10 protein-coding genes are annotated in these 14,107 nt (G+C 30.0%); 1 reads left to right on the top strand and 9 read right to left on the bottom strand.

Annotated elements, in window-relative coordinates; all coding sequences use genetic code 11:
* Positions 1–74: 74 nt before the first annotated feature.
* On the bottom strand, positions 75–1,553 hold the full coding sequence (locus tag AACQ14_RS00920) for a sensor domain-containing diguanylate cyclase (RefSeq protein ID WP_339361685.1): 1,479 nt from the start codon (positions 1,551–1,553) through the stop codon (positions 75–77).
* Positions 1,554–1,832: 279 nt separating this feature from the next.
* On the opposite strand from AACQ14_RS00920, the gene AACQ14_RS00915 reads away from it, so the two are divergent.
* Entirely contained in the window at positions 1,833–2,363 is a 531-nt protein-coding gene (locus tag AACQ14_RS00915; RefSeq protein WP_339361684.1) for a hypothetical protein, read from the top strand.
* Between the two features lie 182 nt (positions 2,364–2,545).
* On the opposite strand, the gene AACQ14_RS00910 is transcribed toward AACQ14_RS00915, so the two are convergent.
* The 8 genes from AACQ14_RS00910 to AACQ14_RS00875 form a co-directional block, all read right to left on the bottom strand.
* Positions 2,546–3,361 carry an exodeoxyribonuclease III gene (locus tag AACQ14_RS00910; RefSeq protein WP_339361683.1) on the bottom strand — a complete coding sequence of 272 codons (816 nt, stop codon included), beginning with the start codon at positions 3,359–3,361 and terminating at the stop codon, positions 2,546–2,548.
* A 161-nt stretch (positions 3,362–3,522) separates the two neighbouring features.
* Positions 3,523–4,680 carry an ABC transporter permease gene (locus AACQ14_RS00905; protein ID WP_339361682.1) on the bottom strand — a complete coding sequence of 386 codons (1,158 nt, stop codon included), beginning with the start codon at positions 4,678–4,680 and terminating at the stop codon, positions 3,523–3,525.
* On the bottom strand, positions 4,681–6,021 hold the full coding sequence (locus tag AACQ14_RS00900) for an ABC transporter permease (protein WP_339361681.1): 1,341 nt from the start codon (positions 6,019–6,021) through the stop codon (positions 4,681–4,683). It abuts the gene before it with no gap.
* A 15-nt stretch (positions 6,022–6,036) separates the two neighbouring features.
* Positions 6,037–6,972, bottom strand: a complete 936-nt coding sequence (locus AACQ14_RS00895; protein WP_339361680.1) for an ABC transporter ATP-binding protein — start codon at positions 6,970–6,972, stop codon at positions 6,037–6,039.
* A gap of 58 nt (positions 6,973–7,030) precedes the next feature.
* Positions 7,031–7,975 (bottom strand): hypothetical protein, encoded by a 945-nt coding sequence (locus AACQ14_RS00890; protein WP_339361679.1) that lies wholly within the window; start codon positions 7,973–7,975, stop codon positions 7,031–7,033.
* A 150-nt stretch (positions 7,976–8,125) separates the two neighbouring features.
* Complete coding sequence (locus tag AACQ14_RS00885; protein ID WP_339361678.1) at positions 8,126–8,773, bottom strand: response regulator transcription factor; 648 nt, start codon at positions 8,771–8,773, stop codon at positions 8,126–8,128.
* 227 nt (positions 8,774–9,000) lie between these two features.
* Positions 9,001–9,747, bottom strand: a complete 747-nt coding sequence (locus tag AACQ14_RS00880) for a sensor histidine kinase (protein ID WP_339361677.1) — start codon at positions 9,745–9,747, stop codon at positions 9,001–9,003.
* A gap of 729 nt (positions 9,748–10,476) precedes the next feature.
* Positions 10,477–13,674: a S8 family serine peptidase gene (locus AACQ14_RS00875; protein ID WP_339361676.1), complete on the bottom strand. Its 3,198-nt coding sequence runs from the start codon at positions 13,672–13,674 to the stop codon at positions 10,477–10,479.
* Between the last annotated feature and the right edge of the window lie 433 nt (positions 13,675–14,107).

The raw sequence follows: 14,107 nt of genomic DNA, 5'->3' as shown, positions 1-14,107 counted from the left end.
ATCCATGTCGATAAGAAAATGAAGCTTATCATTTTAACAAATCTAAGGAATTCATAGAAAGCCTTGCTAATTACTTATTTGATTTTAACTTTGTTCCTACCACTTTTCTTGGCTTCATACATAGCTTCATCAGCCCTTTTTAGAATTCCTTTAAGCTGTATATCACTATTTTTCATACTGGTTAATCCTATACTTACATTAATACTTATATTACCTTTGTCAGTATTTATATCCATATTGGAAATCTTAGTTCTAAGATCTTCAGCAGCTACAAAAGCTTCCTTTTCATCTATATCCATTATGATGGCTGCAAATTCTTCTCCTCCAACTCGTCCAAATATGGCATTATTACCTAATAGTCTAACACTTAGTCGTGCCATATTTTCTAATACAACGTCCCCTATATGATGTCCATAATTATCATTCACACTTTTGAAATAATCAATATCTATCATTAGAAGATTGAACTTTCTATCTTCTTTTTTAGCAAGACAAAATTCATGTTTTGCAAGTTCCATAAAATAACTTCTATTGATTGATCCTGTCAAAGAATCTGTTCTAGCTTGTATCTTCAATCGGTTTTCACGTAGTTTATACATTATTCCTTCAATAATAATTATTATTAATAAAGATATAGCCGCAATACTAAATATAATCAACATGATTTTCAAAAAATCATTTATATCTTGATCAATATCATTTTCAGGGATTAATTGTATTATTCTCCATCCATTAAGATCAATTTCATTGTGATAAATAAAATATTTATTTTTTTTGTATGTAATCTTCCTATAATCTCTATAATCTTTATCAAGTGTTTTAACACGTTCTATCAATTTATTCTTAAATACTATATCTTCATCATTTTCTCCTACATATGAATATATGAATTCATAATCCTTATTTATTAAGAAATTCATCCCTTTTTCCCCTACAATGTAATCTTCCATTATAGTGAATATGTTATCTAATTTGATATCTATGCCAACATAACCAATTATTCTATTATCTTGTTTCAATGCTTTAATAATAGATATAACCTTTATGGAAGTACCATATTCTATATAAGGATCTGTTAATATAACTTCATCGGAACCGGCAGCTTGTTCTCTCCAAGGTCTTTTATAGATATCATAATCGCTGATATTGGATTTTCCAATAGTATCTATATAAAAGTTAGCTTGTTCATTGGCAACCCAAATTGTATATATATCATCATATGATTCCATTATATGTTTAAAATTTTTTATGAATTTTGGATATAAAATATTTGTTGTAATATCTTTTCTATCTTTAACTTCCATCAAATAATTATTAATATCTTCATCTGCCTCAATGATATCTGATATTATTTTTTTATTTTCAAATATATTGGTGATATCTTTATTAACAAGCTGGGATTTTAGACATATTTGTTTTGTCGTATTAGTGTGAAACTTCTTGGTGGTTTGCTGATAAACAAAAATAGAAGATATACTAAATACAGTAAAAATTATTATAAAACTTCTAATAATAATTTTAAAATCTAAGTTAGACTTTAATTTATTACACATATAACCGCCCCTAACCTAGTCTTAATATACTATTATGATTAGGCATAATTCATTATAGTTAGTATTATTTTAGCATAATTTTACAACATCTTCAACTTTATTAAAAGATATATAATAGTAAATTATTACTTAAATCAATATATTTTTCCGATAATTTCCTATATTATATCCACATAATTCCAAATTAACAAATTAAATTTTTGGATAAATTCTGTTGACATATCTATATATTTGAATATAATAATATATAGATATGGTTAAAAGAAGGAGAAATAAATAATGAAAAAAGAAACTGGAAAAAGTCATCAGGGATGGAGTTATATAATTATTATAAGCTTTTTCATATTAGGAATAATTGATATTAGATTCGGCATTCTAGGAATTGTTTGTATGGGTGCCCCTATATATCATGCTATAAGAGGCAGAGGTAAGATTCATTGTTCAAAATACTGTCCAAGAGGTTCTTTTCTAGGAAAGTTCCTTAGAAAGATATCTCTTGGTCATACCTTTCCAAAATGGTTAAGAACCAACAAAGCGAAAAATACCATTTTGACGATAATGCTTTCTGTTTTTAGTATTGTTCTAACTTATGCTATTGTCAATCATGGGTTCCATTTTTTTGTAATAGCCAAAGTGTTCTATAGATTCATGTTGATGTCATTCATAGTAGGTATTGTTATTGGTATTGTCTTCAAACCAAGAAGCTGGTGCCAGATTTGTCCCATGGGTCATGGTTGTACTTTAATTAAAAACAGTCAAGATGCTAAGTCAAAAAACAATACTGTTAAAATACCTGATATGCAAAATTAAGTTAATATATTCAAATAAATTATTTTACAAAACTTTATATAAACAATCTTACAGTATTATATAACTCCAACAAAAACAAGGTAAATATATTAGTATAACTATGTTAATTAATGATTAGTTATATTTAATATATTTACCTATATTAATTTTAGATATTATTTTCACGGATATTTAATAATTCTTTATACAATATCTAATTCTAATTGTTTTTCAGAAGAATTATTATTCATAGATTCATTTACTTCAATATCAAGTTCTAACTGAACAGGACAATGATCTGAGCCTAATACATCAGACAGGATATCTGCACCCTTCAACTTCTCTTCCAATTTTTTAGAAACATTGAAGTAATCTAAACGCCATCCTACATTATTCTGCCTAGCGTTAAACATATATGACCACCAGCTGTAAGCCCCTTCTTTATCTGGATAGAAGAACCTATATGAATCTACGAAGCCAGAATCTAGCAGATTAGTCAGCTTAGTTCTCTCTTCATTAGTAAACCCTGCATTCTTTTTATTGGATTTTGGATTCTTTATATCAATTTCTTTATGGGCTACATTCAAATCGCCACAAATTACAACAGGCTTAATCTTATCAAGTTCATTAACATAGTCTCTGAAATCATCTTCCCAATGCATTCTATAATCAAGTCTAAGCAGTCCTCTTTTAGAATTAGGTGTGTAGACATTTACTAAGTAAAAGTTATCGTATTCAGCAGTTATAACTCGGCCTTCTTGGTCATGTTCTTCAATACCTATTCCATTTTTAACAGATATAGGTTCCATCTTAGAGAATATAGCTGTTCCTGAATAGCCTTTTTTCTCTGCATAATTAAAATATTGATGATATCCGTCTAGATCCAACTCAATTTGTCCTTCAGATATTTTGGTTTCTTGTAAACACATAACATCCGCATCTACCTCATTAAAAAAATCTAAAAAGCCTTTTTTAATACAGGCTCTTATACCATTAACATTCCAAGATATTAGTTTCATTATATCCTCCTTTGCCCACTATGCTACAGTATTGTATATTAACTGCAATCAACTATTTTTAGTATATTATATACCAACTTGAATAGTTAGGCAAAGTTAAATTCTTGCATGTCGGTCAGAAAAAGTACTTATATCTCAAAAACCACATAGCACTATTATATTTATTTACTGACATTAATAAATCTGATACCCAATGCCAGATATATGATTCCCATCAGTAATAATACTAATACAGGTGTGACTATAGATTCTATGCCATGCCCATACATTATCATGTCTTTTATGCCTTCCAAAGCCCATTTTTGCGGTGTAAGATTAGCAATGAACAACAATGTTTTTGATTGTATTATTTCTAATGGCCACATACAACCACCTAGCATTGATGTACTAACAGTAATTACTGGCACTATAGCTGACAATTGCTGTCCAGTCTTGAAGAATGAAGATATAAACAGTCCAAGACATGTAATCGTAAATATAAAAGCTCCTAATAGTAAAAGTACTCCAATATCGCTTTTTCCCCAATCTATATGAAACAGGTATTTGCCTCCATACACCATAACCAATATATTGACAAAACCAGCTATAAATGTTGCAATAACATTTCCTGATAATATAGAAATATTTTTTATTGGAGATACCAGCTGTCGCTGCCATACATAATGCTTTTTCTCATCAACTATATTGCCTATACCGAAAAATACCAAGAACATTGAAAAGAACAATGCAAAACCTGCTAAAGCCTGCTTGAGGTTATCATAACCATACAAATCAGTATCAATAAATTCTGAACTGGTTTTATAAAATGTCTTCTTATCTCTTAACTCTCCAATTTCTTTCATAATATCTTTTTGAATCATATTTTTTTCTACAGCTATTCCTGTCTTATCAAGAAAATTATATGTTATATCTGCAAGTTTCATATCATTTCGGAATACACTTGATATCCCAGAAAGTAAGCTTTTTAACATCATTGTATCTCTGGTCTCATTTATACTCATTAATGATAGTTTTATACCCTCTGTACCTTGTTCTACAACAATAGCCCCAATCCCTTTTGACCTTTCTACGCTTTCTACTGCTTCATCATAGCCCGCTTCTTTTAATTTTATAGCTTTACTCTCTTGTAATTTAGTTATCAACAGTTCACTTACATTGTTCTCTGCTTTATCCACAATATACACCGTTGGCTTAACACTTTTTGAGGAAAAAGATGCACCAAATATATAAGTGAATATTAGCATCATAGCAACAAAACTAAGAAGAAGAGGTAACTGATTCTTATATCCTAAAATTTTGACTTTCAGTACTGCAAACATTTATATAGCCTCCCTTCGTAACTTAACCATAATAGCAGAGACCATAATAAACCCTACTCCAGTACCTATTAATATCGCATAATAATTCCACATATCAGCCAAGCTGTTGTTTCTCATTATGCCAGTATATATTTTTATGGCAACCCCGCTGGTAGAAAAATATGATAACTTGTTCATAAAACTTGGTAAAGTCTCTATTGGTACGAAACTACCACCTATCAATGCCATAAATTGTATTATTCCAAGTTCGAATACATTAGCGAATTTATAATTGCCCACTATCAATGTTATAACAGATATGAATATTCCCAGACCACCAATAGCCAGACCACTGCTTAGTATACTTAACAAGACAAGCCCTATATCTCCCCAGTTTATTTTCAGCACGATACTTGAATAGAGAATCATAACAACTGACTGTAAGATAGCAACTATACATATCATAAAAAAATTACTTATCATTATCTTACTAAGTGGTACTCCAGCAACTCTATTTCTCTGATATGTTATATTCTCTTTTTCTTCCAATAACAATCTACCACCATTGCTGGCACTATAAAGAATAAACATAGCCATCATAGCTACAGCATAATACTGGAAGCTAGACAAATTTTTCTTTCCTTCAACATCTATATCTTTAATATCAAGGTTCTTCTGAACATTCTCAGTTAACTCTTCCATCAAATAAGGAATTCCTTCAAATGCCGACTCCAAATCACTGTATTCCTGAATCTTATTGATAAACACTTCTTTATCAAGAGAATAATTATTCATTGTTCCCATAAAACCATCAATGACAGCTTCTACAATACTTCCTTTTATGCTATTATCAGTATGTTTAAGAATTTTTACATCCACTATATTTCTTACAGGTAAAGCATAATTCATGTAAGTGTTATAAATATAGTTTTCTGGTAAAATAACAACAGCAGTCACTTCCTTGGATTCTAACATTTCTCTTGCTTTCTCTTCATCCTGTACAGTATAAGTCATTACTTCTTGTATGTTGTCTGAATCAAGAAACTCAAAAAATATATTTTCTATGTTATAATCTTTTACAATTGATAATAGACTCTCTCTACTTTTTTCATCCAAATCTTTAGTAAAAAAACTTTTATTCACAGTTTCTTCAAATCTTGCCATATCCTCTAAGGCATCATAATTTTTAACAATGGCTACATTAATGTTGCCTATAGAAGTTCCCCCATCCCCAAACATATTGTTAAGAGAAAAACCTAATATAGTCATAAGTACAATAGGCATTAAAAGGATAATAGCTAATAACTTTTTATCGTAAATAATCTTTTTTACATCTTTGACTATGATATGTCTAAGTTTCAATTAGCCCCACCCTTTCTAATCTCTAAGTGCCTTACCTGTCAAGTGTAAAAATACAGTCTCTAAGTTAGGTTCATTAATATCAATAGAACGGATACCAATTTCTGTATTATTCAACACTTCAATAATTCTTTTAAATGTTGCTTTCCCATTACTGACAGTAACAATAACTGTATTTTCTTCACTGCTGACATCTGTTACTTCTTGAATATTACCTATATCCTTTAATAATACATCATTGACATTATCCACTTTTATAAGAATTCTTTTTTTATCATCAATTAGATTGACCAAATCTTTCTTGGTACCATTGGCAATAATTTTACCATTATCCATAATACATACTTTGTTACAGATATACTCTACTTCTTCCATATAATGACTTGTGTATATTACTGTCATTCCCTCTTTATTAAGCTCTAGAACAGTATCAAGAATATGTTTTCTTGATTGTGGGTCTATACCTACAGTTGGTTCGTCCATGATGATTAATTCAGGTTCATGCAAAAGAGCTGCTCCAATGTTAAGTCTTCTCTGCATTCCACCAGAATATTGACTTACTTTATCTTTCAATCTATCTGTTATACCAATAATTCCAGAGACTTTCTTCATCTGCTTGTTCAGTTTCTTACCTTTCAATCCATAAGCTCTTCCCCAGAACTCAAGATTCTCCCTACCTGTAAGGTTTGGATAAAGAGCTATTTCTTGAGGCACATAACCTAGACTTCCTTGAATGGCTTGTGGACTTTTTACTATATCTTTACCTTTGTATGTTATGACACCATCATCAGGTTTTATCAATGTTGAAAGCATGGAGATAGTTGTTGATTTTCCTGCTCCATTAGGTCCAAGTAATCCTAATATTTCACCTTTTTCTATAGTAAATGAAATATCATCTACCGCTTTTATGTCTTTAAAATATTTTTTAAGATGTGATACATTAAGTAATTGCATATTAATATGCCTCCATTCCTATGATTCTATATCATTATACATTTGGTTACCCTTTGGTTTATAAACCTATTATATTATCTATATTCTTCAACTCATCCAATTCAATAATATCTTCATCGTTGAACTTAGGAATATTAATCTCCTGTTTTTTTCCTATATCCCAATTAGTTTTATCAATAGAGACTTTAATTGACATTGGTTCTCCTTTTTCCTGATCATCCATACTCATTTCTATTGTCATTTTTTCTCTTATAAGATATCCGTCAAAATCAATATAAGCTTTGGCTTCAAAATTATCAAATACCACTCTTTCTAAAATTTCATCTATTCTTTTCATAATCTCTTTTTTATCAATATCATCTTGGTTATCTCTATTTTCTGTTATGAAAATAAAATCTTCAATAATTTTACCTTCTTTTATACTTTTAAATATCTCTTCACTTAAATCTTTTAATTGTTCAGCACTAATCTTTATTGATACTTCTTTTGCTTTTACCTGCCCATCTCTTGTATCAATAATTGTATTTTCACCTTTTAGTACATTTTCTTCTCCCAATAGTTCTAGCCATTTATCTGATACATTAGCAAATATCTTATCATATTTGTTAGTAGTTAACTTCTTTTCATCCAGCTTAACATATTTCTTGAGTACCGGAATTTGTATATACTCCTTATCCCTATCTTTATAAAAATAAGAATCCATGCCTATTCCACCAAAATTCATATAAATATCTGTTGCAATCTTCTCCCTGGTCATATCGTACTGATTAGTAATATTAAACATCATTTCCTTATAATGATTCAGTTGTGTAACTTTTTCTAATGATAAACCTTCTGTATTATAATCTACATCTATCTTTATTTCCATAGATTCTTTACCCATCTTTTCAGAATCCGTTTTTACTACTGCATTATTATAATCTACAAGTGCTTTAGTTGAACATGCAGTCAACATTGCTACTACAATAACCGTCATCATTATTACACTAATCATCTTTTTCATTTTATACACCTCATTTAGCTATTTAGTTAATTACTATACAACTAATATACACCATCACCAATAATATTCCATGTATCTATTGTCACATTATATCCATGACTTTTTGCACATTTATAATATTTCAGATTTTAAAAAACTTATTTAGTACAACTATAGCTTATTCTTAATAGCAAAAATAGCCAATTGAGTACGATCCCTGAGATCAAGTTTTCCCAATATACTAGTTATATGATTTTTAACAGTCCCTTGACTCAAGAATAATTCTTCAGATATCTCTTTATTATTCTTTCCTTTTGCCAATAGACTACAGATATCTTTTTCTCTTGATGTTAAAGTATTTACCTCCTGTACAGTTTCATATTCCTGTTCATTGTTACTTATTTCTTTGAATCTATCCATAACTTTAGTTGCAACAGATGGATTTATCAATGTTCCCCCATTATATACACATCTAATTGCCTCAGATATTTCTTTTGGCATAGCATCTTTCAACAAATAGCCTGATGCCCCATATTTCAGAGAATCAAATATATACTCATCATCATTAAAAGTTGTCAAAACAATAATCTTAATGTTCCCATCATGTTCTTTTATGGCTCTTGTAGCCTCTACTCCATTCATAACAGGCATTCTAATATCCATCAATACCACATCAATATTATCTAACTTACATCTATTTACAGCTTCCTCTCCGTTTTTTACTCCCCCTACTACTTCAATATCTTCCTCTTTTCCCAAAATCATAGTCAACCCCTGTAACAAAATATCCTGATCATCCACCAACAATACTCTTATCATCATCCACATCCCTTTCAAATTTAATCACCTAAATATCAATCTAATTTTACAACCATATATAAATTACGTTATCTTAATCTCACCCAAGATGACCTAATCACTAACCAATACGTACACCGCATTGTGATAAATAGTAAGTTTTACGAAGACCGTTCCTTCAGGAGTAAGGCAAGTAAAACTTACTATTTATCACTACGCTTACTCCCGTTAGTCCCCTTAATTAAAACCTACCCTCTATTAATTTCCCCCATAACTTCAAATCCACATTCATTTCTATACTCAATAAATCCTCCTAATAAACCCACTCTTTCTCTCATCCCCTTTAATCCATACCCCTCACAAACATCATCACATCCAACACCATTATCAATTATAGAAAATCTAATAACATCTTTCTCATATTTAATAACAATATTTATTTCATCAGCTTTTCCATGCCTGACAGCATTGGTCATTGATTCCTGTATAACTCGATACAATGTTATATAAACATCTGGCGATAAAGCCATTTTCTCTCCTTTAACTTCAAAACTAATATTGACACCTGTCTTGCTGGAAAACTCATCAATAAGTTCCTTGATAGCACCTATATCAGTATACATTCTACTTTCATCTTTAAAAGTTTCTACAATCTCTCTAACTTTCTTCAAGCTTTCCCTTGCAGTTATCTTGGATTCTTCCATAAGAACTTTTGCCTCATCTATATCTTTATCCATCATTGAACTTGTCATTTCCAGTTGCATAATAAGCCCTGTCATATTATGTCCAAGTGTATCGTGCAGATCTCTAGCTATCCTATTTCTTTCTTGTGTTGTTGTAAGTTCCTTAATCTTCTGAGCATAGTCTTTTAATTTATAATGAGCATTCAATAATTCCTTATATATATTATCAATCTTGCTTTTTTCTTCTTGATGATACTTAGCGAACCCCAATATAATAATTACCAAAGAATTAATGAGAACGAAAAGAAACATCTGAGATATATTAGAAATACTATTGTTAAAGGATATAAGATTAAGAAATTTGTACAACGATATAATAAATGCCAAGGAATTAATTATCAAACTACTTTTGAAACTAAGCAATGAGGTTGATTCGATTATTATTAATAAATAAACAGCATGTATAAAATAATTTATTGCAAACTTTGAATTGATTTCTATAAACAACAACAAAAATATCTTTAAACATAATATGACCAGTATTATTTTTGAATGTTCTTTAAAGCTATTTTTAATAATAGACAATATGACATAAACTATGAATAATGTTAGTAATAACATATATCTATTGTCCTTAGCTCCTTCGTATATAAACGCAAAATAAAATATTATCACAGCAAGTAAATCTATCAAATAGTAACCTATTTTTCTAATTATTATCATATTAGCACCTTACCTTCTATTTCATATACTATATTCAAGGACTTTCCTATAAGACAAGAAAAGAGGTTGCCTTGTCTTAGTACTATAAGATAAATTATAATCTAGATATCTTATTATTTCAATGTGACTTACATGCTAACTGGATTTTTTAATATTTTATATAGATTAGTAATAAAAAGAACAAGTTAACACAGTGTATCTTTACTGTGCTAACTTGTTTAGGGTGATTATCTTACTTAACAATCATAATTATGTACTATGATTATTAATTATTACTGAACATAGATTATATATTTAGTTTTACCATTAACCTATTATCTATTCACTCATATCATTTTCTACAACAATATTCAATGGAGTAGAAGTAATAACATTACCCCATTCATCAGTAATCTTAATTTGAATATCATGATTACCATTATCTACTGTAGTAGTATCCCATTCAATAACTTCTGGTATTTCAGTGAATTCCATTACTTTATTTTCATCAACATATAATTCAATAAATTTTATAGCTTTGTTCTTATCAACATGAGTATCAATAGTCATAATATCACTAATGATATCTCCATCAACAATAACATCTCTAGGTTCCACAGTGTCTGATGACTCTTCAATTGTATCTGGAGCTTCATCTTGAGTAGAAACAACAGGATAAGTTGCTATCAAGGTAAAACCTGTATCATAAAAGCTGAATATTGAGACTACAATTGAATATGTTCCAGTTTCACTTGCATCATATGATATGCTTGAACTATTAGTAGCTAGCAAAGTGCCACTAGGATCATATAGTCTCATTTTTAGTGATGATGAGCTACCTGATAATTGTAAATCTATTGTACCATTTGCAGTTACATCAATATCAATTTGTGGACTATTAAATATACTTGCACTACCAGTGAAAGTTTCAGTTTTATATTCCACAGTTGGAGCATTGTCTACAGCAACAGTTATCTCATTAGATAGACCTTCATTATCTGATGTGTCTATTGCTTTTACTTTTAAGGTATGAGATGCGTTACTTACTGTAGTTGTATCCCATTGAAAACTATAAGGTGATGTAGTATCTTCACCTATTTTATTATTATCAACATAGAATTCTACTTTATTAACTGCTATATTATCCCCGGCATTAGCAGTAATATTAATTGTTCCATTAACATCATCACCATTAGCAGGTGAAGTTATATTACATGTTGGAGGTGTATTGTCAATAACATTATCAACTGTAACTGTAATTTCATTAGATGTTGCTTCATTATTGGATGTGTCTATTGCTTTTGCTTTTAGATTATAATTACCGTTATTTACAGTGTTTGTATTCCAATTAAAACTGTAAGGTGATGTAGTATCTTCACCTATTTTATTATTATTTACATAGAATTCAACTTTACTCACTGCTACATTATCCAATGCATCAGCGTCAATAGCTAACATACCATTAACTGTATCACCATTATTTGGAGAAGATATATTACATGTTGGCGCTACGTCATCAACTACTGCAGTACCAAAATCAGCAGAAGCAAATAATGCAAAAGATTGAGGTCCTTGTGGTACATTGTAGCCTTTTACTTCAACTGAATAATTACCTGTTTCTGGTGAATCAATATAAATATTTTCAACATTATTCAATCTATCATAACTACTATTATATGGTTGAGTAAAATCGTTACCATAATACACTGTACCTGAAGGAGAAGTAACTTTTATATCCAGGTCATTAACTAATGCTTTAGATGCAGCTGTTGAACCAGGATAATCTGACCATACTAGAGATATAGTTAAAGGAGTACTAGTTGATTCAATAGTGTAAGTAAAGTTTTGTGTAGCACCTGTTGCTAGATTATAAGCTTCATCAGAATATTCATATTCCTTGTTCTTCAATGAATCAGCTAAGTTAACACGTCCCCATCCTTGATCTCTACTTGGGAAACCAAAACCTAAATCAGTACCACCATTGATAATTGCAGCTTTCATTAATGCTGCACTTGGTGTATGATTCCAAACATCCTGCATATATCCACGTGCTGCTGCAACTGCTCCAGCAGTTAATGGAGTAGACATTGAAGTACCACCCATATAAGCATAGTAATTATTATAGTCTGCCCAGAAATTACTTGTAGGAGCTACAGATGATTTAGTAGAAAGAATCCATGTACCTGGAGCTACTATATCAGGTTTTACTCTTCCATCATCACAATTACCACGACTAGAGAATGGAGCAATCTCATTTGGATTATCGCCTATATTACCCCACTTAGTGTTAGGCATGTTAGGACGATTGTTTTCAGTTGCACCTACAGTAATACAGTTTTTAGCTGTACCAGGAGAACCAATTGAATTATAAGCTGTTCCATTATATCCATCGCCTTCATTTCCAGCAGCGAAAAGAATAATCATATCTTTATTATTCCATACATATTCATCAACATCTTGTGAACTTCCAGTATATTGTCCACCTACTGCAGCTCCCCAAGAATTTGTATGAATATGAGCACCAGCATTTTCTGCTTGTTGGAATAAGTCATTCAAATCATTTGGAAGACCGCCTAATCCACCATTAGAATCTAATACAGATTGAAATACAAGATGAGCTTGTGGAGCAATACCTTTAATTTGGCCATTGGATCTAGTACCATCACCTAGAACTGAACCGGCAACATGAGTACCATGACCATGTACATCATCAGCTGTAGATCTACCCAATGGGAATATACTATCAATCCTGCCTTGGAAATCTGAATGCATACCACTATTATTAACACCAGTATCAATACCAGTATCACAAACTGCAACAACTTGTCCAGCTCCATTGTGACCTAGACTATTAATGCTATTTACACCCATAAAATCTCTAGCTTTATCATTGAATAATTCAAATTCAACAACTGGCTCTATATATTTAACTGAATCAAGGCTTGCAAATCTCTCAACATTACTTGGATTCAATTTAACGATTACATCTTTTTCAGTAGAATCTATTTTAGTACCGCCAAATTCTTTTATATAACCATCTAGAATAGAGGAATCGTCAAATGTAAATATTTTAACAGTTATTTCTTCTTCAGTTAATTCTTCTGGAGTAATTGATCTGTTTGTTCTTTTATTATTTTTTAGGACAGGATTTATCTTATATTCAGGCTCGTAACTTACAATATTATTTACGTAAGGAAGTAGTGAAACATCAGAAAGTGTATTAGATTTTATTCTTGATAAAAATGCAAAATCCGGGATATATTCAATAAGTTCTGCACCTAATTTTGTTATATCTTTTTTCATATAATCTTCAATTGGTCCTTCAAAAGAAATAATATATAGACCAGACTCTTCAACTAAAGAGCTTTTTTCTCTTTCAACTTCATCTAAATTCAATTCGACACCTTTTAAATAAATAATGCACGGGTTAGTATTATCTCCTTCAGTATTAGCTAGTGAAGACTTTGGAGACAATATAAATGCAACAAACATAATAGCCAAAAACAACCCAATTTTCCCTTTAAAATTTTTCTTCATTACAATTCCTCCTATTTTTTTATTTTTCAAAAAATTTTATCGTGAGTTACTTACTAAATTACTTGAAAATTATCACCTCTCATCCATACTTTATTTTCATTATGTAAATAAAGATATATTTTAGGTAATATTCAGTTAATTTTACGCGGGAATTTTCGGAATAGACCGTAGAATAAGATATTTCGCATTATATTGAGTGTTTTTTAATTAATTAGATATGTTTGTAACAAGCTCGTACTATAATTTATAAATTATATAACATTATATTAGCATAAACAGTAAAAAAAGTAAATAATTAATTTAATTTTTTTTATATACTAATTAGAAATATTTTTTGCTTGACTTATATAAAACTAAGTGTTAATCTATTGATTGATAGGTATCTTTAATTTAGTCCAAGAGAGGCTAGGAAGGTAACATATAACATGATTAT

It is taken from the genome of Vallitalea maricola (genome assembly GCF_036985595.1).
GTDB classification, from domain to species: Bacteria; Bacillota; Clostridia; order Lachnospirales; family Vallitaleaceae; genus Vallitalea; species Vallitalea maricola.
Note: the sequence above shows the minus strand (reverse complement) of the source record. Positions and strands in the feature narration are given on the sequence as shown.

Coding starts and splice junctions, on each gene's coding strand:
- AACQ14_RS00920 (WP_339361685.1), bottom strand. CDS start 1,553: ATGTGTAATAAATTAAAGTCTAACTTAGATTTTAAAATTATTATTAGA.
- AACQ14_RS00915 (WP_339361684.1), top strand. CDS start 1,833: ATGAAAAAAGAAACTGGAAAAAGTCATCAGGGATGGAGTTATATAATT.
- AACQ14_RS00910 (WP_339361683.1), bottom strand. CDS start 3,361: ATGAAACTAATATCTTGGAATGTTAATGGTATAAGAGCCTGTATTAAA.
- AACQ14_RS00905 (WP_339361682.1), bottom strand. CDS start 4,680: ATGTTTGCAGTACTGAAAGTCAAAATTTTAGGATATAAGAATCAGTTA.
- AACQ14_RS00895 (WP_339361680.1), bottom strand. CDS start 6,972: ATGCAATTACTTAATGTATCACATCTTAAAAAATATTTTAAAGACATA.
- AACQ14_RS00890 (WP_339361679.1), bottom strand. CDS start 7,975: ATGAAAAAGATGATTAGTGTAATAATGATGACGGTTATTGTAGTAGCA.
- AACQ14_RS00885 (WP_339361678.1), bottom strand. CDS start 8,773: ATGATAAGAGTATTGTTGGTGGATGATCAGGATATTTTGTTACAGGGG.
- AACQ14_RS00880 (WP_339361677.1), bottom strand. CDS start 9,747: ATGTTTCTTTTCGTTCTCATTAATTCTTTGGTAATTATTATATTGGGG.
- AACQ14_RS00875 (WP_339361676.1), bottom strand. CDS start 13,674: ATGAAGAAAAATTTTAAAGGGAAAATTGGGTTGTTTTTGGCTATTATG.